At 42.4% G+C, this 24403-nt stretch carries 15 protein-coding genes and 1 pseudogene; 10 read left to right on the forward strand and 6 right to left on the reverse strand.

Annotated features, from left to right (window positions below; translation table 11 throughout):
* Positions 1-253: 253 nt before the first annotated feature.
* From ppsR to Xmir_RS16590, 8 genes are all read left to right on the forward strand, one after another.
* On the forward strand, positions 254-1117 hold the full coding sequence (gene ppsR, locus Xmir_RS16555; RefSeq protein WP_099115307.1) for a posphoenolpyruvate synthetase regulatory kinase/phosphorylase PpsR: 864 nt from the start codon (positions 254-256) through the stop codon (positions 1115-1117).
* 150 nt (positions 1118-1267) lie between these two features.
* Entirely contained in the window at positions 1268-2314 is a 1047-nt protein-coding gene (locus Xmir_RS16560) for a 3-deoxy-7-phosphoheptulonate synthase (RefSeq protein WP_099115308.1), read from the forward strand.
* Between the two features lie 476 nt (positions 2315-2790).
* The gene (locus tag Xmir_RS16565; RefSeq protein WP_099115309.1) at positions 2791-4836 is read left to right on the forward strand and encodes a TonB-dependent hemoglobin/transferrin/lactoferrin family receptor; all 2046 of its coding nucleotides are present in this window, start codon (positions 2791-2793) and stop codon (positions 4834-4836) included.
* A 74-nt stretch (positions 4837-4910) separates the two neighbouring features.
* Entirely contained in the window at positions 4911-5984 is a 1074-nt protein-coding gene (locus Xmir_RS16570) for a hemin-degrading factor (RefSeq protein ID WP_099115310.1), read from the forward strand.
* Complete coding sequence (locus Xmir_RS16575) at positions 5981-6799, forward strand: heme/hemin ABC transporter substrate-binding protein (RefSeq protein WP_099115311.1); 819 nt, start codon at positions 5981-5983, stop codon at positions 6797-6799. The genes Xmir_RS16570 and Xmir_RS16575 overlap by 4 nt, the downstream gene beginning before the upstream one ends.
* Entirely contained in the window at positions 6796-7797 is a 1002-nt protein-coding gene (locus Xmir_RS16580; RefSeq protein ID WP_099115312.1) for a FecCD family ABC transporter permease, read from the forward strand. The genes Xmir_RS16575 and Xmir_RS16580 overlap by 4 nt, the downstream gene beginning before the upstream one ends.
* Positions 7797-8591: a heme ABC transporter ATP-binding protein gene (locus tag Xmir_RS16585; RefSeq protein ID WP_099115313.1), complete on the forward strand. Its 795-nt coding sequence runs from the start codon at positions 7797-7799 to the stop codon at positions 8589-8591. The genes Xmir_RS16580 and Xmir_RS16585 overlap by 1 nt, the downstream gene beginning before the upstream one ends.
* 287 nt (positions 8592-8878) lie before the next feature.
* Complete coding sequence (locus Xmir_RS16590; protein ID WP_099115314.1) at positions 8879-9244, forward strand: helix-turn-helix domain-containing protein; 366 nt, start codon at positions 8879-8881, stop codon at positions 9242-9244.
* An 80-nt stretch (positions 9245-9324) separates the two neighbouring features.
* On the opposite strand, the gene lplA is transcribed toward Xmir_RS16590, so the two are convergent.
* Complete coding sequence (lplA, locus tag Xmir_RS16595; RefSeq protein WP_099115321.1) at positions 9325-10341, reverse strand: lipoate--protein ligase; 1017 nt, start codon at positions 10339-10341, stop codon at positions 9325-9327.
* A gap of 75 nt (positions 10342-10416) precedes the next feature.
* Positions 10417-10896, reverse strand: a complete 480-nt coding sequence (locus tag Xmir_RS16600; protein WP_099115315.1) for a C40 family peptidase — start codon at positions 10894-10896, stop codon at positions 10417-10419.
* Positions 10897-11045: 149 nt separating this feature from the next.
* Between Xmir_RS16600 and Xmir_RS29390 the strand changes: the two are divergent.
* Positions 11046-11165 (forward strand): annotated as a pseudogene (locus Xmir_RS29390) (site-specific integrase); the annotation flags it as partial.
* A 44-nt stretch (positions 11166-11209) separates the two neighbouring features.
* On the opposite strand, the gene Xmir_RS16610 reads toward Xmir_RS29390, so the two are convergent.
* Genes Xmir_RS16610 through Xmir_RS16625 form a run of 4 tightly spaced genes read right to left on the reverse strand, consistent with a single transcriptional unit; the run spans position 11210 to position 18154 of the window.
* Positions 11210-12442 carry a Wadjet anti-phage system protein JetD domain-containing protein gene (locus tag Xmir_RS16610; RefSeq protein WP_099115316.1) on the reverse strand — a complete coding sequence of 411 codons (1233 nt, stop codon included), beginning with the start codon at positions 12440-12442 and terminating at the stop codon, positions 11210-11212.
* A 12-nt stretch (positions 12443-12454) separates the two neighbouring features.
* Positions 12455-15820 carry an ATP-binding protein gene (locus Xmir_RS16615; RefSeq protein WP_244170966.1) on the reverse strand — a complete coding sequence of 1122 codons (3366 nt, stop codon included), beginning with the start codon at positions 15818-15820 and terminating at the stop codon, positions 12455-12457.
* Positions 15813-16664, reverse strand: coding sequence for a DUF4194 domain-containing protein (locus Xmir_RS16620; RefSeq protein ID WP_099115317.1), 852 nt, complete (start codon positions 16662-16664; stop codon positions 15813-15815). The genes Xmir_RS16615 and Xmir_RS16620 overlap by 8 nt, the downstream gene beginning before the upstream one ends.
* Positions 16665-16693: 29 nt before the next feature.
* Positions 16694-18154 carry a DUF3375 domain-containing protein gene (locus Xmir_RS16625; protein ID WP_099115318.1) on the reverse strand — a complete coding sequence of 487 codons (1461 nt, stop codon included), beginning with the start codon at positions 18152-18154 and terminating at the stop codon, positions 16694-16696.
* Between the two features lie 1131 nt (positions 18155-19285).
* Between Xmir_RS16625 and Xmir_RS16630 the strand changes: the two genes are divergently transcribed.
* On the forward strand, positions 19286-24403 hold a 5118-nt coding region (locus Xmir_RS16630), incomplete at its 3' end, for a non-ribosomal peptide synthetase (protein ID WP_145956917.1).

Raw genomic sequence — 24403 nt, forward strand, 5'->3', positions numbered from 1 at the left:
AAACTATCCTTTTTTACATTCTTGAAGTACAAATCGGAAAAATTAAGGCTGCTCTTCACAGCAGGAAATAGCCTAGCACATTGTTTTGCTATATATGGAAAGGTGAATCGATCAACCCAACAATATTATTTTTTTACAGGTATAATCGAAAAGTATGGTTGTATTGATAATCCTTGATAAAAACGATTCAGCCAAACAACTTTATAAAGTTTGATAACTAACAATAGCAATCTAACTATAAAAGAAAGCAACAATGATAGAAAATTATCTCCCCCAAACAGCAGAAAATGAAAAATCGGAACGCAGCGTATTTTTTATTTCCGATGGGACTGCAATTACCGCGGAAGTATTAGGTCATGCCGTCTTATCTCAATTTCCAATTGCTATTACCTCCTATACCCTACCGTTCGTGACTAGCAAAACTCGGGCTGAAGAAGTCAAAGATCAAATAAATGCGATATATCAGCAAACTCAAATCAGGCCATTGGTCTTTTATTCCATCATTTCAGATGAAGTAAAAAGCATTATTACCCGCAGCGATGGGTTTTGTCAGGATATTGTCCAGACACTGGTTGCGCCATTACAACAAGAAATAGGTATGGCTCCAAAACCAGAATTACATCGAACCCATGGGTTATCCAAAAAAAATCTGAGTCAATATGATGCTCGTATTGCCGCTGTTGATTATGCGCTTGCTCATGATGATGGCGTTTCATTACGCAACCTTGATCAAGCCCAAGTGATCATTCTCGGAGTATCCCGTTGTGGGAAAACACCGACCAGCCTCTATCTTGCCATGCAATTTGGTATTCAGGCCGCAAACTATCCTTTCACTGCTGATGATATGGATAACTTACAGTTACCCCCTGATTTAAAACCCTTTCAGCATAAATTGTTCGGCCTGACTATCAGCCCAGAAAGGCTTGCAGCCATTCGAGAAGAACGAAGAGAAAATAGCCGTTATGCTTCATTACGTCAATGCCGCGTAGAAATTGCTGAAGTTGAAGCACTATTTCGTAAAAACAAGATTAATTATTTGAATACCACCAATTATTCCATCGAAGAAATTTCAACCAAGATTATTGATAATATGGGACTAAAACGCCGTATGTTCTGATTCTGATACCCGCGTGTTTCACAATATTTATTCACGGCACTTTCTCTCTCAAATAGCATTATTGTCTGTTGAATTTGCTGAAAGTTGAGTTATTGTGATTTCTATCATTCCAGACACTGTCTCAATATGAAGGAAAATCCGAGAAAGTATATGTACAAAACAGATGAGTTAAGAACCCACCGTATTGACAGCCTTATCACACCTAAAGCGCTTGCCGAACGATACCCTATATCAGAAAAGACGTTGCAAAATGTGACATTGTCACGAAAACGTATCGAGTCCATTCTGACAGGCAATGATCAACGTTTATTGGTCATCATTGGTCCCTGCTCCATCCATGATGTTGATGCAGCCCTTGATTATGCCTCCCGCTTACGCACATTACGTGAAAAATACCAGCACAGCCTGGAAATTGTAATGCGAACCTATTTCGAAAAACCGAGAACAGTCGTGGGTTGGAAAGGTTTAATTTCAGATCCGATGCTAGATGGTTCCTGTCAGGTCAATAAAGGGATATCACTTGCCCGTAAGCTATTAATTGATATCAATGAATTAGGTGTTCCCACCGCCACAGAATTTTTGGACATGGTGACGGGTCAATACATCTCCGATTTAATTAGTTGGGGAGCTATTGGCGCCAGAACCACAGAAAGCCAAATCCACAGAGAAATGGCTTCTGCCCTGTCATGTCCAGTTGGTTTTAAAAATGGGACAGATGGCAATACACTGATTGCCATTGATGCCATTCGTGCAGCACGGGCCAGACATACGTTCCTGTCTCCTGACAAAAATGGTCAAATGACCATTTATCAAACCAGTGGAAATCCCTATGGGCACATTATTATGCGTGGCGGAAAAAAACCGAATTACGGAGCGGAAGAGATTGCAGCAACCTGCCATAAATTACGTGAGTTTAATTTACCCGAACGCTTGATTGTGGATTGCAGCCACGCTAATTGTCAGAAAATACATCGTCGTCAATTAGATGTCGCAAAAAATCTTGGGGAACAGATTCAAGCTGGTTCAACTGCCATTGCCGGCATTATGGCTGAAAGCTTTTTGGTGGAAGGTACTCAAAAAGTGGTGCAGGGAAAACCTTTGACCTACGGACAATCCATTACCGATCCATGCCTTGGCTGGCAGGATACCGAACAATTTATCAGTATCCTTGCCAATGCCGTTGAAAATTGTTCCTGAATCCTTTCCCTATTCTGGCTCCTGTTTGTTACTGCCGGAGTCAGATAAATCCATAAAAATCATAAAAATCAATCCATTGTTCATTTAACATAGGTATAAAAAAAATAACTTGAAGTTAACCTCCATTGAAACGATAATTATTCTCAATATTAGAATAATTATTGTTCAAGTTTGGTTATGGAAAAATTAGCGTATCGTCAGCATTGCTACACTAACCTCCTGCAACAGCAGATTCTTCCTGATCTATCCAACGATTCTGTAAAGCGCAATTGTATTGATGACCAACCACCATCAACAAAATTGTATGCCATGAAAATTGGCAAAAAAAGCAGATTACCTCAACAAATTCGACAAAATGCAGCAAATTTATTCTGACATAGCAAAATTTTTGGCAAGCTCACCTTTTGAATATCAGCAAGGTGTTGCTCTTTCGTTTTAATTTATAAGACACTATTTAAGCACGGAGATTAACCTGCATGACCCTAATTAAATCGCCCAGTCTAAGATTGTCTGCATTAACTGTAGCTATCTTTGCAAGTTTATCTTCAGCAAATGCAGCGACCGTAGTTTCTGAAAAAGACAAATCATCCAAAGATACTTTAACTGTTTACGCCACGGGTAATCAGCGAGACAGTTTTGAGACTCCGATGATGGTTACGGTCATTGATGGTAATTCAGCCAGTAGCAAAGTTGCAGGTAATGCAAATGATTTACTGAACAAAATTCCGGGAATTGAAATTGCTGGCTCTGGGCGCGCCAATGGACAAGATATCAATATGAGAGGTTACTCTCAGAAAGGTGTTCTCACCCTTGTGGACGGCATTCGGCAAGGAACCGATACCGGGCATCTTAATGGCGTATTCCTTGATCCTGCACTGATTAAGCAAGTTGAAATCGTTCGGGGTCCATCGGCGCTATTATATGGTAGTGGTGCTCTCGGTGGTGTTATTGCCTACCAAACAGTAGATGCTGCTGATTTATTGGAAGAAGGTAAAAACACAGGTTTTCGCGTTTTTAACCGCGCAGGTACAGGGGATCACAGCCTGGGATTTGGTGGTACCGCATTCGGTAAAACAGAACAACTTGATGGATTATTGGCATTTGGTACCCGCGATGTAGGTAATATCCGCTATGGAGATGGTACGCAAGGTCGTAATGATGAAACCATTGGAAATATCCTGGCAAAAGGCTCCTGGAAAATAACTGACAGCCAGACGCTCAGCGGTGACTTACGTTATTACCGCAATGAAGCACATGAACCCAAAAATCCACAAGAACCTAACGATAATAGTAGAAACCAAAAGGTAGACCGCACCACAGCACAACGGGATGCACATCTGGCTTATCAACTGAATCCATCAGATTACAACTGGTTAAACGCCAGAGCGGATATTTATTATTCCGATGTAAATATTAATAGCAAAAATAAAGACAAAAGTTTTGAAGGCCGCAAACAAGCAACTTATGGCATAAAACTTGAAAACCGCTCCCATTTGCCAAACACTGCTTTTGCAGCGCATCAATTTACCTACGGTGGCGAAATCTATAAGCAAAGACAAAAGCCAAGCAGTGATATTGTTGTAGGTTTTCCCAATGCCGATATTCGTTTTGCATCCGGCTGGGTTCAGGACGAAATGACTTTACGGGAGTTGCCTGTTTCGTTTATTGCGGGTACCCGTTATGACAGTTATAAGTCTTCAAATAACAAATATGACGATATCAGTGCTGACAAATGGTCATCAAAAGGTGCCATTAGCATTACTCCAGCCGATTGGCTGATGATGTTTGCTTCCTATTCTCAGGCATTCCGTGCGCCAAGCATGGGCGAAATGTATAACGATTCGAAACATTTTGTTAAAAACTACTGGGTACCCTCCCCAAATCTACGCCCTGAAAGTAATCAAACTCTGGAATATGGTTTCGGGCTTCGTTTCGAGGAGCTGTTTACCAATCGTGATGGTCTGAAATTTAAGGCCAGCTATTTTGATACGAAAGCGAAAGACTACATCTCATTTATTATAGGAGAAGGCGCTTCGAAATCTATTATGGATGGCTTTACGAAATCAATTAACATCCCAAAATCTAAGATCTGGGGTTGGGATGTTTCCATGACATATAATTCTGATTGGTTCTCCTGGGATCTCGCTTACAACCGTACAACAGGCAAAAATGAAGAAACCGGGGCATCCATAGGTACCCTAAGCCCTGACAACCTAACCAGCACATTAGACATTCCACTATCTAACACAGGTTTTTCTATCGGTTGGATCGGTAAGTTTGCCCAACATACCCAATTTAAAGGTATATATGGCACGAATAAGGATGAATACGGTCAGAAAATTTCTCAACACGCAGGTTATGGCGTCAATGATTTCTATGTCAGCTATCACGGTGATGGCGCATTAAAAGGGATGACGACTTCTGTCGTACTGGGTAATGCTTTCGATAAAGCCTATTACTCATCTTTGGGTACACCACAAACGGGTCGCAACGCCAAACTGTTCATCAGTTACCAATGGTAAATAGTAATAGACCATCCCATTAATTTTTAAAATGAAATGTATTTTTAACGCCATTTTTTAAGGAGTTAGCAACTGTGAATCAATCACTTTATGAACGTTACCAACAAGCCAAAGCAGATAACAAAGCTAAATATGCGCGTGACCTCGCGGCTTACCTCAATGTCAGCGAAGGAGAGTTATTGCAAAGCCGTGTCGGTATTGACGCCAAACGTTTGAATATTGATGCTCCAACCTTACTTCAGGAACTGGCGACCGTTGGCGAAACCAAGGCAATTACCCGTAATGATTTCGCCGTTCACGAGCATATTGGTCGTTACGAAAATACCAAATTCAGCCCACACGTTGGTTTGATCCTCAACCCACGTGAACTTGACCTGCGCCTGTTCTTCGAACACTGGAATAGTATTTTCTCTTTGGTTGAACCTACCAAGAATGGTGTACGTCACAGCATTCAATTCTTTGATCGCCAAGGTGACGCATTGCATAAGGTTTATACCACCAGTAACACCGATATGGCTGCATGGGATGCTTTGATCGAAAAATATCAGTCCAATGAAAATCCAGTGCTAGAGATTCAGCCAGAAAAAGTACCTGAGCATGCAGAAGTCACTGAGCAATTACGCGCACAGTTAGATGAAGAATGGCGGGCAATGACTGATGTTCATCAATTCTTCATCATGATGAAACGCCATAATCTGAACCGCCAGCAGATTTTCAATGCAGTCAGTGATGATTTGGCATATCGTGTTGATAATTCAGCAGTAAACCAGATCGTTGAAACTGCTTATAACGATCAGAACGAAATCATGATCTTTGTCGGAAACCGTGGTTGTGTTCAGATTTTTACCGGCAAACTGGCACGTTTGGTGCCTTATCAGGAAGAAAACTCCTCTCAGAAATGGCTCAATATTTTCAACTCCAATTTCACTCTGCACCTGATTGAAAGTGCCATTGCTGAAAGCTGGGTTACCCGTAAACCAACAGATAATGGTTTTGTCACCAGCCTTGAGTTATTTGATGCCAATGGAAATCAAATCGCACAGTTATACGGTCAACGCACCGAAGGTACCCCAGAGCAAGCTAAATGGCGTGAACAAATTGCTGCGCTGCCTAAACTGCAACCAGAACAGGAAACTTATATAGCATGAAAAAGTGGCTTCTAACATTTATGCTTGCCATCTCCTTCAATGTGTTCTCTGCTGAGCGCATTGTTACAATTGGTGGCGATGTGTCTGAAATTGTTTTTGCACTTGGCGAAGGAAAGCATGTTGTTGCAAGGGACAGTACCAGCCAAAATCCCAAAGCGTTACTCTCTCTACCCGATGTAGGGTATATGAGGATGCTGAATTCAGAAGGGATTTTGTCTATGCGCCCATCATTGGTGATCGCCAGTGAATCGGCTCAACCTTCTCTGGCACTCAAGCAAGTCGAAGATTCCGGTGTAAAAGTTATTAAAGTGACCAGCGAAACCTCGTTAGAAGCCGTTCCTGAAAAAATCATGACCGTCGCCAAGGCGGTCAATCAGGAAAAACACGGTGAAGCATTGATTGCCCAATACCGGCAACAATTAGCAAATATCGCCACATCAGATATTCCCACTAAAGTCATTTTTGTCATGAGTCACGGTGGCATTATGCCAATGTCTGCCGGTCAAAAAACAGCCGCAGATCAGATTATTCGTGCGATTGGTGCAAAGAATGCAATGCAAGGAATTCAAGGATATCGCCCTCTGTCTCAAGAAGGCGTTATCGCCAGCAAGCCAGATTTGTTGCTGATCAGTACAGAAGGATTGAAGACTTTAGGCGGTATGGATAAAGTTTGGCAACTGCCCGGATTAAATTTCACACCAGCAGGCAAGAAAAAACAGATCGTTGTTGTAGATGAAATGGGTCTGCTTGGATTTGGTCTGCAAACTCCTGCCGTGATGAAACAAGTCCGTGAAGCAGCGGAGAAAGTGCAATGAGTCGTTCCCAATCCCCCAGTATTGGTTTGATAATACTGGGTTTATTGTTATTCTTTCTAGCAATCAGCTCAGCCAATATGGGGGCATTGCCACTTTCTTTTAAAACCCTGTGGGAATCCTCTTTGGAGGATCCACAGTGGCAAATTTGGTTGAATATTCGGTTGCCACGTATTCTATTGGCAATTCTTGTCGGATGTGCATTGGCTGTGTCTGGTGCCGTGATGCAGGGGTTATTCCGCAACCCTCTGGCCGACCCCGGGTTATTAGGGATCAGTAGTGGAGCAGCACTTACAGTAGCAATGGCTATTGTCCTGCCTTTCACTTTACCAGCCAGTATTGCGCTATACGGCCATATTATTGCAGCTTTTGCCGGCAGCTTATTGGTATCCACCCTGATATTCTCTCTTAATAAATATAGCCACGGTAACCTATCAAAGCTGCTACTCGCAGGTATCGCTATTAATGCACTGTGCATGGCATTTATTGGTGTATTAAGTTATATCAGTAACGATCAACAATTGCGCCAGTTTTCCATTTGGATGATGGGCTCGTTGAGCCAAATTCAATGGCCAACGCTGATAATTGCCGCATCCCTCATTATTCCCGTTTGTATACTGACATTCAGCCAATCACGAAAGTTAAATTTGCTTCAATTGGGCGATGAGGAAGCGCATTATTTAGGCATCAATGTCCAGCGTACTAAATATCAATTATTATTACTGAGTGCATTGTTGATAGGATGTGCAGTTGCACTGACTGGCGTCATTGGTTTTATCGGTTTGGTTATTCCACACCTTGCCAGAATGCGGTTTGGTGGCGATCATACTTGGTTGTTACCAATATCAGCTTTGGGCGGAGCATGCCTTTTGTTAACCGCCGATACACTGGCCAGAACATTAGTTGCTCCTGCCGAAATGCCAGTAGGATTGATAACGGGTTTGATTGGTGCTCCCTATTTCTTATGGCTGATTCTTAAGTCATCAGGAGGCCGTTTATAATGGAGCCGATCATGTCAGATAATTTGCTTGAAGCTAAAAATTTAAATTATTTCATCGGCCAGCACCAGATAATCAGTGATGTTTCACTTTCCATTCGTTCCGGGGAAGTGATTGCGATTATTGGCCCAAATGGGGCAGGAAAATCGACACTATTACGATTATTAACTGGCTATATTCCGCTAAGCTCAGGAGAATGCCTGTTAAAAGGTGTTCCCATTTCCCGCTGGCCGACTCAGCAACTCGCACGCATTCGTGCAGTAATGCGACAATATAGTTCCCTTTCTTTTCCTTTTAGTGTGGAAGAAGTCATTGCAATGGGTCGTGTTCCCCATGAAAATGCTCACAACAAAATCGCTATTGATGAAGCTATTGCATTAACTGAATGTGAAGAACTGAGAAAAAGAAATTACCAACAACTTTCCGGCGGAGAACAACAACGAGTTCAGTTAGCGAGAGTTTTGGCCCAACTTTGGCATCCAGAGCCTACAGAATCTTGCCTCTTTTTGGATGAACCTACTTCAGCACTGGATCTTTATCATCAACAACATACACTACGGCTCGTTCACCGCCTGACGCGTCAACATCCTATAGCCGTCTGTTGTGTGCTGCATGACTTGAACTTGGCAGCCCTTTATGCTGACAAAATCATCCTTTTGCACAAAGGAAAATTAGTCGCATCCGGCACTCCACACGATGTACTGCGGGACGATATTCTCAAACAATGGTATCAAGCTGATTTAGGTGTTACCCAACATCCTGAAACTCATCAACCACAAATCTATCTCAGGCAGTAAAAAGAGTGATTATTCTCTCTATCTTTCGGATCTTAGCGGATTAGCTACAGTTTAAAATCTATTGCCCGGATAAGAAAAAAGGCAAATTTTGCTTTAGCCTGCAAAATTTGCCTCAACTCCTGACTATTCTGCCTCAAATTATTCCGCCTCAAATAATTAACCCCAAATCGCACGTTTCGCGTATACGACAAAAAAGAAATTCTTAAAATGACACGCACAATAACGTAAATAATTATTTATATATCGGTATCTTTTTAGCAAAAAACCCACTTACGTGGGAGGTAAACATGTTAGAAAATGTTATCAACGATATTGTCAGATGGTTAGAAAGCCAACTTCAACGGACAGAAGGTATAAAGATAGATGCTATTGCCCATAAAAGTGGCTATTCAAAATGGCATTTACAACGAATTTTTAAGGAATTAAAAGGCTGTACACTAGGCCAATACGTACGCCGACGCCGTCTTCATGAAGCAGCCAGATCTTTACGTGAAGATAATTTGCCGATTCTTGATATTGCTCTGCAATATGGTTTTAGTTCTCAGGCTACATTTACCCGGATATTTAAAAAACATTTTAACACTACACCGGCTAAGTTCAGAGAAAACGGGCAACTACCTGAATTTAAGACCTTCTTACATTGTGAAGAATAAAAATTTTTAATAAGCGTCACCCTTTATGGTCAACTTCCCTGTAGTTGACCATTTTTTTCACACTTTGCTAAATTTTCAGATCATTTCAATTCATTGATGAGCCAATGATACGATTGCTGTAACTCTGTATCCAAAGAGGGGTATAACTCGCTAATTTGTTGAATGATCCGTCCAACTGCCTCTGGCTGGTACAATACCCCAATTAACTTTTCAGCCAGTAATTCAAACGGAGCAGGTTCAAGACTGTCGGTAAACATCTGGCAACGGCTAATCACGCCATGCTCAACATCAACATGCAGCTCAATTCCTCCCCAACTGAACCGCGTATCTAATGTGTGACTGAACGCTGGAGCCTGACCAAAATTCCATTCCCAACTACTCTGCTTAGCAAAAATATCACTAAAGCCCGGCAAATCAGGTAAAATCTGCGGTGAAATAATTTCCGCCTTAACTGTTTCGCCAAATTGGTCAAAAAATGCTTCAATAATACCCTTACAAATTTTTTCATGTGTAATACCGGGCAATAATTCAGATAAGTTTGTTACTCTGGAACGAACCGACGTAATACCTTTCGCCTGTAATTTTTTAGGATCAGGATTAAGGTAATCGGCAAGACGATTCAAATCTGCGTTAATCAATAAAGTTCCGTGATGAAATCCCCGATCTTTAGTTTCCCGATACGCAGAACCAGAGATTTTACGTTCCCCTTCAGGGGAAAATAAAACCAGATCATTGCGGCCAGAAGCTGTTGCATGAATCCCTGATTTTTTCAGCCCTTCAAGGATAATTTGCGTGGAAACAGTTTTGTTATATTCAGGTTTACCTGCCATAAAAGTGAAACACGTATTACCTAAATCGTGGAAAACTGCCCCACCGCCACTGCTACGTCGAGCCAGTTTAATGCCATCTTGTTCCATTCTTCGGGTATTACACTCTTTCCAAGGATTTTGTGCACGCCCAACTACGACCGTATTATCGTTACGCCATAAGAAAAGAACACGCTGATTTGGTGGCATCTGCCGAAAAATACACTCTTCAACAGCAAGATTAAACCAGGGATCGTGAGAGTCTGACAGCAACAGACGTAATGTGGACATTTTTGGCTCCAGCAAAGGAAAATAGAGGGTTAAGATATCATAAAGCATTGCTGGAGAAATGGGATGAAAGTGGGATCACATCCTGCGTGCCTGCCAGAAGACACGACGCCAATACACATTATCAAGCGAGGAACGGATTACCCCTTTGCTAGTGGATGCGTGAATAAATTCATTGTTAGTATCATAAATACCCACATGCAAGCCACTCTCACCGCTGCCTGTCTTGAAAAAGACCAAGTCCCCCGGCATCAAATCCTCTTTGCTAATCTTTGTGCCTAATCTGGTTTGTTCACTCGTTGTGCGGGGAAGCCGAATATTAAAACGATCATAAAAAGTACGATAGACAAAACCAGAACAATCAACACCATGCCTATCCATGCCACCGTAACGGTATGGCGTACTGTGCCATTGTTCAAGTTGATCTCTTAGCTGGGCTATGACCATTATCGGATCAGAAAGAGCAACGCTTAATGGAGGGGGGGTAGATTTGATAGCAGGATTGGTACAGCCAATAAGAAATAGGCTAAATAGCAAAAACAAATATCTTAATTTCATTGTCAAACACCCGCCATTTCTTACTATCACCGTGAATTTAATACGCTTTCAGTTTTGCTTATTTTCGTGCAATTAGGGTTATTTTGAGCTATTTGCTTATTAGCAGCCCCCAAAAAGCACCCCTAAATACAATTAGGAGCATGTCAATTATGGCTTACTATAGCATAGAAAAACGCCCTTTAGCGGATGGTATACTGCACTACCGATGTACCGTTGGAGTTAAGTCCGGAGGTAAGTACATGTATCGGAAAAACCGTACCTTTGGAAAACTTCTCAGGTCATGACCAATTTTTGTCGACCGCATCACTCTGTCTTATCTGTTATTAATCGCCCTCTTAGGCAGGCTCTGTTTTGTTAACCAATCAGCGAGCTGATGTTTAATGTAATCTGATGACAAACGTTCTTGCTCCAGACGGGAAGATTGAAAGCGGCCGGAAATCAGACCATTAAATAAATTAACTTCTTCTTCACTGAGAAAATCAGGAACAACTTTAGTGGGCTTATCCTCAATCCCCATTCTATCTTCGTGGATCTTAACCGTGTTAATATCCATCATGATTGATTCGAGTCCGGCACATTTACCTCGGGCATCACTTAAAAAGGTTAGCCCCCATGTATCAATATCTCCCCAATAGCCGACTCGTTTTTTCTTCAACCATAAAGCATCCATCCAGGCAATATTTTTTCCGCCCCCAATAACTGCCACCGTATCCGACATATCAGGTAATGCTAAACCTGATTGTAGGTTTTCCACCACCAGAATATTTGATGCTGGAAATTCATACTCTTTCAGTAATTCATAAGGTAATTGGAGGATGCGTAACCCACCCAGCGCGTCAGCAACATGAGGACAAAGTGGTCTAACTGTCAGCCAGCCTTTGGGATTCGTCTGACACTCTAACCAATCCACCAGCCCGCCAGCCTCAAAAACTGCCCCTCCATGAAGCGTATTAACCAGCTCTTCCAGTAAGAACAGGTGACTCTCCAAAAATTTGGTATCAATACCTATTATGGGAAGCGCTCGTAGATATTGTCCTTTCCCCAGCCCTTGCTTTAATTGAGGAAGTAATTTCGCCAGTAATTCTGCCTCTTTCAACGTGATTTTTTCTACAATCTCGATATTTTTGATTAATGCCGAATAAAGTACTTCATCAATGTGCAAAAAGGGTTTCATATTTCTTTCCCATATTACACTTCGGCGGATAGCATCCTGACCTAAAAACTCTATCAGTTGTTGCATGGATTCAATCTCAACCCAAATGGGAATAACTTGCTCAGATAATTCCCGAAATCTTTTACTTGACCACAACACCATTTCTTGGTGAGGAAATGATTTCCATTCACTGACAACTCGCTGAAAATGTGCCAAATCCGATAATGCAAAAACACCACTGGGGGGTTTTAAGCTAATACGAATGGGGAATGGTTTAACCCCCAATAGACGTGCCTTTAAGGAAGACAAGTTATCCCATTCCCTTTTTCTGACTATTTTTTTCACCTGCGTGGGTAATAACCCCCAGGAATATGTGTGTGGTGCTTTTTGCATATTTTTTACATGTCAGTTTTCAATCTTAATGCCGAATTCATGCATTTCAGCTGCTAGTTTGTTCCTTTTTTCCTCATCCATGATCCTGTCAATTTCTTCCCAGGTAACTTCACAAAGGTGACTGTCATGATGTTCCTGATTTCGTTCGGCAATCAATAAAGAACGCGCTGACTCTCTTGCTAAATTCAGGTTCTTATAAGGGGTAATCAAGTTGACGTGAATATAGAGTTCCCGAAATACACGGAGTACACGTCGGCTCACAGATTCCGCTGTATTTGAAAAAGCCTCATCCAGAAATACGGTGCAATAAACGGGTCTGTCATAACCATCTGGGGTTAATACATATGCTAAACTCGCAGCCACAATCATGGCAGCAAAAGATTCTTTTTCCCCTCCCGATTTACCACTGGATGATTCCAGCACATCACGAACCTCACCGGTAGTAGCATCAATTTCTTCAGCATAAAATGCCATCTGATAACGAGGATCGAGCAATCTCAGGCTTTCCAATGTCGTGGATGTCCCGGAAGCACTGGCTTTATCAAGGATGGAAACCACGACTGATAGTTCGCGGAACCGCCCTTCATGATCATCGCTCATCACTTTACTCAATACTTTCAGCAAAAGCCGATCGAATTCCTGAACATGTGGGTATTTTTCCCTTTTGCTTCCCAACCTCAAATGAGTACCTGAACGAAATTCAGTACGATTAAGTACCTGATTAATAATGTCTATTCTCTCAAGAATATCTTCACGCTCAGATTCAAGTTTCGTTTTGATGGTTGCCATTGACTGGGTGGCATGTTTATTTAATCGTTCAATAAATTGATCCACAAGATTTGGCAAACCTTCGCTTTCCAACTGTTGCAGATGATTAAGGTAGTCAGGCAAGCTGCTAATATCGGTTTGCCAATCCACCGCATAAATTTGCCACTTTTCATGGGATCTAAACGAAGCCATTATGCTGACAGAGGATTTTTCCGCCCGGTTTTTATTGTTGCGGCTATTTTCCAGTTGGCGTTCCAGTTTTTCTTCAATCTGAGAGACCAATTCTGATTCCCGATCCAATACATCCGCATGCAGCTTGCCCACCCGTGTGGTTAACCACTGCCGCGTGATATCAGATATCCCTCTTGATGCTTTGACCTGCGCTTTTCTCCATTCCCCTTTGGCTGCATTTAGCGTCGAGTTAACCGCCCCCGATTGTTCGTTAAGCCCTTTTAATATTGACTGGATATGAAGTAACTGTTCTTTCGCCGATTTCCAGCGTTCCATCGCTTTTTCAAGTGAATCACTGGATTGTTCCAGTACTTCCAGATCTTTTTCCAAAGTTAAAAGCTTGTCATGCCAGTAAGGTGCATTGATATCATCCCATCGATAATTCTGCACTTTTTCCAGCAATATTTTGATATTAACAATGGAATTTAACGCCTCTCGTGCTTCTTTGACCTGCTTTTCAATTGCTGATAACAGCTGTATGAAATTATTTTTGTCATGATTAAGAATAGATAAACGCGATTTATTTGAGAAACCTAAATACCAGCGCCTCCTGTCATCAATCCGATATTGATCTTTTTTCTCAAAACGCCCTTTATCCATGTGCACTAACCCTTGCTGCGTCATTGAATACGGTGTTTTGTCTAATTCTTCCGTATCTTTGACACATTGCAAATCAAAGCGCAAGAGATGATGTTTGAGCCATTCCCGATAAGGATGTTCCCGCCACGCTAATTTTCTCAAATACCCATTTGTTTTAAACTCGACAGCGTTATCCTGAATATCAGTGACAACCTGGACTCTCACGTGCAAACCAGTATGACGGGCATTTAGCCAGCGTGTCACCATTGAGTAGCGGTGATGTGGGATGGCAAGTGTTGTACGCAGCCCTCCCAAAGCTCTTTCTATTGCCCCTTGCCACGCCTTTTCATGCTCCTGAACATCAATTAATTCCCCAATAAAGATGCAGTCATCTTTGTTTAATTCAAGGGAATTAACCAACTCATCCCGAAGCTGCTGATATTTCACATCAATATTAGAGTTAGGTCTTGACTCTATTTCGCTGATTTCCTGAGAAATATGCTTTATTTTTCCCTGTAACTGGCTGAATTCCCCGCTGATGGTACCAAATTGTTGCTCATATTCTTCCTGCTCTGCCTGAATATTGGTAAATCTACTTGCAACAGTAGATTGGTTCTGAACAAATACGGTATGTTCCAGTGTAGAAGGAAGGTCAAGCGCTTTAACATTGTCCTGATATTGTGAGGATTCCCGAATAATCCTTTTTAATTGATCTTTAGTGTGCTGAATTTCTTTGCGAAGTGACTCTATTTTAGTGCCACCAAGTTGGAGATATTCTTCGTGTCTTCGCTCGACCAACCCATGAGTATCCCTCTCTTGTATCTCAGCCTGTTCTATTTGCCGGCGGATATCTCGCAGCAATGCTTCAATATCAACAATTTTTTCGTTCCACAACTGTGCAAAGATTTCACCCAAATAGACAGACAATCCATTTTTTTCTGCTGTCAGCTTTTCCAGATCTTTTGTTGATTTTTCCAGACTAGCATTCAGCTCTGGTAATTTAGCCAAATGATCCCTTTGTGCTCTGGCATCCACAAGTTGACTGTGTATAGCAACGAGATCGGAAAATTCTTCCACTATCTTTCTGGCATCATCCTTAACGGTGCTGGGTTCAAGAACCAATTCACGAATCAACTCTGTCAGATCATCAATCTTTTTCAAACCCAATGCCCGTGAAAGCAATGCCGGCGCGTTTTTATTATCCATACACAAGAGTTTTCGGTATAACTCCTGATATTCAGAAAATCGGTCATCACAGCATGTTATGGCAGGATCAGTACGGAGCCACTGTTTGAGTGCCCGCACATTACCTTCACCAAATGCCTCAAGAACTTCTTTCAGTGTCAGGTTTCTTTTGGCAATGGTATAAACCCGTGTTACATCTGACAGGGCATTGGTTGGTTTACTGTTCCAGAAAAGTGCTGCCAGTGTGATTTCTGTACCGTCATCACCCCGATATAATGCTCTCAGTCCGGTCACTACGGCAGATTCACGTTTACTTCTGACTCTCGTGCCGACACCGTCATGAGCAGAACCAAAACTACCCCTCATATAGGAAATTAAAGTTCGGTCAGTACGATCTCCCTGTGCTGCTGCAACGTTGAACGTCGCCCTGCCTGCTGGGAGCAGCAAAGCCATCAACCCATCTATAAATGTTGATTTTCCTGAACCATTGTCCCCTGTAACTAATGTTCCTGCCTCATCAATCCGCGCAGTGTGCAACCCATTGAATGAGCCCCAGTTATATACGGAGAGTTCAGCCAATCTGATTTGGTTCGTATGCACTAATGAATTAGTCATTATAGTCATCTCCTGTTTCTCCATCATTATTCATGCCGCTACTCTTTTTACCGAGAGCTATACCTTTTTCATTTGCCATATTGAGATAATCTGCAAGCATTTTTTCGAGAAACTCAGCATTAACGACATAACGAATAATTGGTGTGATTTCAAAACGATCATCACTTCCTCGTACCTGACTTAATATTTTTTTAGTCACCATTTTGGTCAAGGCACCATTGAGTTTTTTACGATCAGATTTGGTGCTATTGGTTAATGGCAGAAAGGGGGTCAGATTAGATTCAATCCGTTCTATATCAATAATAATTTTTTGTTCACCAAAGGATTCCCGATCTTGATAATGTTTACGAAGTACCAACAGCAGTAACGTGTCGTATAGAGAAAGCGTTCTCCGGCTAATGACAGATAGTGTCTCTTCATTCTCATCCATTCCCAAAGACTCTTTATCTTCTTCATCATTAATATTTGCGATAAACGCAACCCCGGATCTCTCATCCAGAACTAATTTCAGATAAATGTCTGATAAATATTTACGAATATCGTTTTGATAGCGACAAAGAGAGGCAAAAAGTTTTATCTTCTGCGAAGACAATACAACACCATGACGCAATAAAGCGACTAATACCTGACGAGCTTCAACAGGCATTCCTTTATTATCCATCGTATCATTCAATATATCAGAATGGTGATTCTCTTCTTTCAATATATGGTCATCAGGAAGCACTTCTTCAAATGAAAAGTTTGTATTTAACTCTGTATTAAGAGTATTAGAGGAACGTTCTGACTGTGTATGATTTCTTATTAACTGATCAAAAAAACTGGTTTCTTTCTTAGATTCACTCATGGTTCATCCCCATTTTCTAGCCAGATAACTTAAAGAGTTAACTCATCCAAATTGTCGGGAAATAGATCGGTACTTAAAAGGAAAGTTGGAATGGATGCCCTCAAATTAACTCCCTGTTTATCCGTGATCTCTATTGATTCATTCTCTTCCAATGACACCACGCCAATCGATTTTGCTACTCTCAAATAGGCAACTAATTCTTCCAATCCTGCACTAATAGGATTATGGATCACAATAGAAGCTATCGTCATTGGCCCATATTTTTTTAATGTAGACAGGATCTTTTCAGCAATTAACCTGACTTGAACTGTATCAAGACACTCCAACATCTGCGTACTTGGCACCCTGGAGTTTAAGTTCTCCGCAACACCGGAAGTATTGAGTTTTTCATCAGGTAATTTGAGTAGCATACTGTCAGGAGAGTTTATTGTTGCTGTACCTGTAGGCAGTGATAGGGTTGTTTCTGTTTGTAAGTGACATCCTGCATTTTTCAATTCAATAGCCAATTTTTCCAATCGATTAAGTAACCGCTCTACTGCCCGATTTTCCTGAGCATAACCACTTTCTATATAAGCACGTAAGCTTTCTTCTATCCGGCGTCTGATCTGAAAAACTCTTTCACTCTCTCGACTCAGTTCTCTCATTAATCGATTGAGAAACTGTTGCTGTTGAGGAGTTAAATGCTTTGCGACCGAACGATTTAAAATACTACGAAGTTGCTCTCTCAATTCCGTTGTTCTGTGTTGATCACACAGCAAATGGAAAAAGCTTTCAAATGCGCTGCCTGCGTCAGTTTGGGATAATAAATTTTCTTTCTCCAACACGGAAAGCAGAATATTTCCTTTTGTGGAATCTCCTTCAATAATTTGGATTCGAATGTTTTGATCTAATCGACGGATTTCATCTTCGACATGGCGAAAATCCCCCGTTAAAACGGAGGCCAGATGATAAATTTCACGAATTTTTTCTCGCTGCTCTGCTTCGTCCAATTCAGTAATAACACCTGCTTTCAACGAATCTATTTCTCTCTGGATTTCTGCATCTTTGGATTCTAAGAGTGCTATTCGTTCATTAATATTTGGACTAATAGCTACAGCAAAATCCCTGACCGCATCCTGAACAATTCTCAGATGAGATGCGGTCGTTCCCGAATGACGTTCATCAAGCCCCTGACCAAAACGGAGAGCGATTTCACTGGCATCCGTTTTGGTCAGGATATCATTCATTTCACGCAGCCAGTCTTCTTTAATCCATTTATTAAGATAAGTGCCTGCTGACGTTTCTGTTTTCCAAATAGCCAATTCCCGGCAACGTGTTAATTCTTCATCAAGTAATAGGCGAGCCTGGCTGAAGGGAACTTCACTGTTTTCAGAAAACAAGTTACTTAAAAAAGCTAAAATGTAAGGCGCATTATCAGCTCTTAACAATTTCCAGGCGGCGCTTTCCTGAAAAAGACGATTGTATTTTGCTTGTAGCCCTTGAAAATTCAATGTTTATCCTTTTATACAGTGAGATACGATCATAACCAATCGTTAGAACACAGATCGTAAGGTTAACAAATATATTGTTTCTAAAATATACACCTGTTTTTACCACAAGATTGGACAATCCAGAACTTAATTCACTGTTGAAGAGTAAATTTTTAACGCGGATCGGGTAAGGATTCAGGCATGGGAGTAGCGGTTTTTTGCGACATAAAGATGGCTCTGTTTGTTGTCTATCTGAAAAAGGTCATGATAATAAACACAGATCACAACGAAAATAGAAAACCATGCAGCCAAGTGGCTAATTTTTTCTACAATATTTCACAAATCGGTTGATATAGTACGCCATATATTGAAAAGAAGGATGATAATGAAATGTGAATTTCCTGATTATTCTTATGTGAAATTTCAATAGATAGATAAAAGTTTGGATACATTTCCAATAAAAATTTTTACATCGCATTTATATTACATAATCCATCTGATGTTTTAATAAATTTCACAAAAATGAAACAAAAAACTTTATCATTAATAATATAAAATAAGGATGTAATATTTTTTATTATAACCATTTATGTCTATTTGAATGAATCAGATAATATCAGATGTTTATTTCACAAATAAATATAGTATATGATGTATATAGCGAAGCAGAATTAATATTGAATTTTCAATTGATTGTATTAACGGTGGATTCATAGCAGGTTAACACCTCCCAAGTTATCCGGTATAAAATCATCTATTTGTTAAGCTCACTGAAATTACTGTATTTTTTCATTTCATATCTATCACTATCAAGAGAGTTAAGGCAATTTCAATACCATGTCTAGTATGTTTACTACGTATGTCCATTGTAATATCTTGGAGTTGAAGATTATTCACATATATAAGCACATTAAATTCTTGTGAATTTTTTGTGTAATTAATGTTCCTGGATATTATCTAACCTAAATTTCACGTTTAAATAACATGCTTAATAGGCTAGATCAGTAACAAATATCAAGCCGATTATTTTTTGATCTAAATTAAGCATAAACATAGTCCTATATTATTTCTATTATCAAATATTCAATTCTATTAAAAACTAGGACGATTATTTAGTTAATAGATAAAAATTTGAAACTTTGGAACTATAAAATGAATGTGCCACATAACCACGAATCTTCATTAGAACATCCTTTGATTTCCTCTCATGAATTATCGCTTAGTTCTACTCAACAAGTTGTTTGGCTTGATCAAATCCTTCATCCTGACTCTCCCAATTACAACATCAGCACATTGGTCTGTATTGATGGAAAGCTGGACGAGGCTCTGTTTACTCAGGCTTTTGAATCTGTTGTTTCTCGTCATGATGCGTTGCGTTTACGGCTCGTAGATACCCATGGATTACCCCGCCAAAAACTTGTCGATACTCTCCCTATCTCTCTATCCATACACGACTTTTCACAATATCCTGACGCAGAAGCTCAAGCCACACAGCAAATTCATACTACTTTTATGCGCCCATTTCATTTGTATGGGGAGTTATGGCGTTCTGAATTGCTGCGAGTTAGCAAGACGCGGTGGTACTGGCAATTTTGTTGTCATCATTTAATCTCAGATGGTTTGGGTTTGAGACTGGTTATCAAAGATCTTGCAGATAATTACAATCGCTTGGTCAAGAAAGAAGTACAGGCAGAGGCTGCTCCTTCCTATCTCGACTTCATTGTTGAAGATCGTACCTATCTTGACTCTAAATTGCATACACGTGACCTGCAATTTTGGTTGGGGCGCTATGAAAAATTGCCGTCAGCCCTAATCCCACCCTCAAATCTAAGTACATCTGCAACTCACGAACAAGCAAAACCCGTTCTTTGGCAATTAGACAAAACACTTTTTCAACAGATTGAAAATACCGTGGCCGCTCATGGGCTATCTGTCCTCCATTTTATGTATGCCGTTCTCGCCTGCTATTTCGCACGCAGTACAGACGCGGAGGAGATTGTTATTGGCATTCCTGTACACAATCGCAGAAATGCAAAACAAAAATGTACAATGGGAATGTTTTCGTCAGTCATTCCCATCGGAGTGACTGTTTATTCTGAGGACTCTTTCCTTGATGTCATGCGCAAAGCAGCAGCGGAGTTGCGCCGCTGCTATAAGCATCAACGGCTGCCAATCGCAGAAATAAACCAGAACACACGAATCAAACAGAAAACAGGACGTACTCAACTTTTTGATATCATGCTATCGCTTGAGTTGTTCGAAGCCGATGTGGGTATGCAAGGCACCATCACAACACTCAAACAATCACATCGCGGTGCCATGTTCCCTCTCACGATAGCCATCTATCAATACACGTTTACCCACCTTGAGAATGTAAACCAGCCTGCCACAATCGAATTCAATTATGATACTAATTACCTAAATCACGAAGAGGTCATCGCCCTTCAATCCCGTTTGGCTCTATTGGTGGAAGCTGCCATCACATCTCTGGATATGTCCATTGGAGACGCCCCCCTATTGCCAACGGCGGAGCGCCAGAAACTGCTGGTGGACTTTAATGCAACCGATGGTGATTTTTCGCAAGAGATTCTGGTACACCAACTGTTCGAGCAACAGGCTGAAAGTACGCCAGATGCTACTGCCGTAGTATTTGAAACACACTCCCTTAGCTACGATGCACTCAACCGCCGTGCTAATCGCTTAGCACATCACCTGCTCACTTTAGGAGTACAGCCCGATAACCGAGTCGCCATCTGTGTTGAACGCAGTCTTGAGATGATAGTGGGGCTGTTGGCTATCCTCAAAGCTGGCGGTGCCTATGTACCGTTAGATCCGTCCTACCCGACTGAACGCCTAAAGTATATGCTTGATGATGCAGCACCAGTGGTACTGCTTACCCAATCCTCACTTATTGAAAGGCTGAACAGTCATTTGCCTACCGTGGTACTTGATGCTCAACCCCCATCTCTGGCGGAACAACCAACCCATAATCCAGATCCTCAGTTGTTGGGGCTGACACCACACCATCTGGCCTATGTCATCTATACTTCCGGCTCGACTGGATTGCCCAAGGGTGTGGAAATGCCACTGTCAGCAGTATCGAACTTGTTGCAATGGCACCATCAAGATCCTTCTCACCTCTCTGGAACCGGTAAAACACTGCAATTTGCTGCACTGGGATTCGATGTTGCCTTTCAGGAAATATTTACCACTCTGTGTGAAGGCGGCTGCTTGGTTCTGATTAATGAAGAAATGCGTCGGGAACCACAACAACTACTTCAACTTATTCAACAAAAACAGATTGATAGACTTTTTCTTCCCTACATTGCCCTACAGCATCTTGCTGAAGCCTCCAGCAGCATTGAGGGAGATTTTACTTGTCTGGCTAATATCGTTACGGCAGGCGAACAATTGCGTATTACTCCTGCCATTCGCCATTTTCTACAACGTGCCGGGTCATGTCAGTTACACAATCACTATGGCCCGACGGAAAGCCACGTCGTAACATCATATACACTGGGCAAAAATATTAATCAGTGGCCAACTTTACCTCCCATAGGTCGCCCAATTGCTAATACCCAAATTTATATTCTGGATATGCAAGGTCAGCCAGTCCCCCTCGGCGTAACTGGAGAGATCCATATCGGTGGTGTATGTGTGGCTCATGGCTACCTGAACCGCCCAGAACTGACGAAAGAACGTTTTATTTCTGACCCATTCTCAATAGATCCAGATGCTCGTCTGTATAAGACCGGTGACCTCGGCCGCTGGCTACCTGACGGCAATATCGAGTACCTCGGTCGCAACGACTTTCAGGTCAAGCTACGCGGTTTCCGCATTGAACTGGGTGAAATTGAAGCGCGTTTAATTCAGTACCCAGAAATAGATGAGGCTGTTGTCATCGCCCGCGAGGATATCCCCGGTGACAAGCGCTTAGTAGCTTATCTGCGGACTCAGCCTAACACTGAACTAGTGCCGGCTAAACTGCGCCAGCAACTTGGACAGCATCTGGCTGATTATATGTTGCCTAGTGCTTTTGTTGTGTTAGAAACCTTCCCTCTTACCCCTAACGGCAAACTTGACCGTCAGGCATTACCAGCCCCTGACCAGTCAGCGGTGGTAACGCGTGACTATGAAGCGCCTTCTGGGGAACTTGAAATCATGCTGGCTGAGATCTGGCAAGACCTGCTGGGACTGGCACGTGTCGGTCACCACGATCATTTCTTTGAACTCGGTGGCCATTCGTTGATAGCGGTCAGCCTGATTGAACAGCTACGCAGCGCGGGTTGGTTGCTCGATGTCCGCAGTGTCTTTTCAACACCAGTGCTTGCCGACATGGCTAAAACTATCCGGGCTGCTCAGGATGAATCTACCTTTATTGTGCCATTGAGCCGTATTCCTGAAGACTGTACTGCCATTACCCCCGATATGCTGCCACTGGTAACCCTGTCTCAGGCGGAAATCGATATTGTTGTCGAAACCGTGGTTGGCGGAGCCGCTAATGTGCAGGATATTTATCCACTCGCACCGCTACAGGAAGGCATTCTGTTCCATCACCAGCTACAAGAACAAGGCGATACATACCTGCTAAATAGTTTGATTGCCTTCGATAACCGTGAATATCTCAATACGTTCCTTGAAGCCCTGCAAAAGGTCATTGACCGCCACGATATCCTGCGTACTTCCATCTGCTGGCAAAATGTGTCGCGACCTGTACAGGTAGTCTGGCGACAGGCCCCGCTGTCAGTGACTAATTTCGTGCCAACCTCAGAAGATAATGTACGCGCTCAGTTGCAGGCACACACAGATCCACGCCAGCATCGACTCAATCTCAGTCAGGCACCATTGCTTACCGCCAACATTGCTCATGACCCGGTCAGCCAAGAGTGGCTACTGGCGCTGAATTACCATCACTTGGTCTGTGACCATATGACACTGGAGCTTATCGTCGATGAAATCCGCCTGTTGTTGCAGGGACTCGCTGACGAACTCCCTAATCCGTTGCCGTACCGTAATTTTATTGCCCAAACATTGGGTGTATCGGCCTCAGTGCATGAAGACTACTTTCGTTCCCGGCTCGCCGACGTCGATACACCAACGGCGCCATTTGGTCTGCTTAATGTGCAGAGTGACAGTGAAAATATTGTTGAAGCCCGTTTATTACTGGATAGCGCTTTGGCTGGGAGACTCCGTACTCAGGCCCGTCAATTAGGAATCAGCCCTGGAGTACTGTTCCATGTTGCCTGGGCGCAAATGTTGGCAAAGACCAGCGGCCGTGATGACGTGGTTTTTGGTTCCGTGCTATTAGGCCGTCTGCAAGGCTCTGTCGGTGCTGATCGGGTAATGGGGATGTTTATCAATACACTGCCAATACGGGTATCCCTTGCTAATCGCAGCGTATCAGAAGTAGTGCATACTACCTATAGTGACCTGACAACACTGCTGGAACATGAGCAAGCCCCGCTGGCACTAGCCCAACGCTGTAGCGGAGTCACTTCGTCATTACCATTGTTCAGCTCCTTGCTCAACTACCGCCACAATAAATCAGGCTCCGCCAGTGTTGCCTGGGACGGTATCCGTGTGTTGACCACACAGGAACGCAACAACTACCCGCTCACCCTTTCGGTAGATGATATGGGTGAAGATTTCAGTTTAGTAGTTCAAAGTGTTGCGGAGATTGATCCAGCGAGAATAACAGGCTACATAACTACGGTTATTGGTAACTTGCTTGACACCTTAGCAACCGACCCTCAACAGCCTATTAGTCACTTATCGATCCTGCCCGCCAATGAGCGTCAGCAATTGCTGATGGATTTCAATACGACCAACACTGATTTTCCACAAAACGCTCTGGTACATCAATTGTTCGAGCAACAGGCTGAACTGACGCCTGATGCCATCGCCGTGGTGTTTGAAGGGCAATTCCTCAGCTACGGTGAACTGAACCGGAGCGCCAACCGATTGGCCCATCATCTGATTGCGCTGGGCGTACAGCCTGATGATCGCGTCGCTATCTGTGTTGAACGCAGTCTGGAAATGGTCGTCGGTCTGTTGGGTATTCTCAAAGCCGGCGCGACCTATCTGCCACTCGATCCGGCCTATCCAGCCGAACGACTGGCCTATATGCTTGATGATGCCTCTCCTGTGGTATTACTTACCCAGACCACCCTGGTGGAGACACTGAACAGCAATTTGCCTACTGTATTGCTTGATGCTCCTCTAGACAACGCCTGTACAGAAAGTAATCCTGATGCACAGACATTAGGTTTG

The sequence above is a fragment of the Xenorhabdus miraniensis genome, from assembly GCF_002632615.1.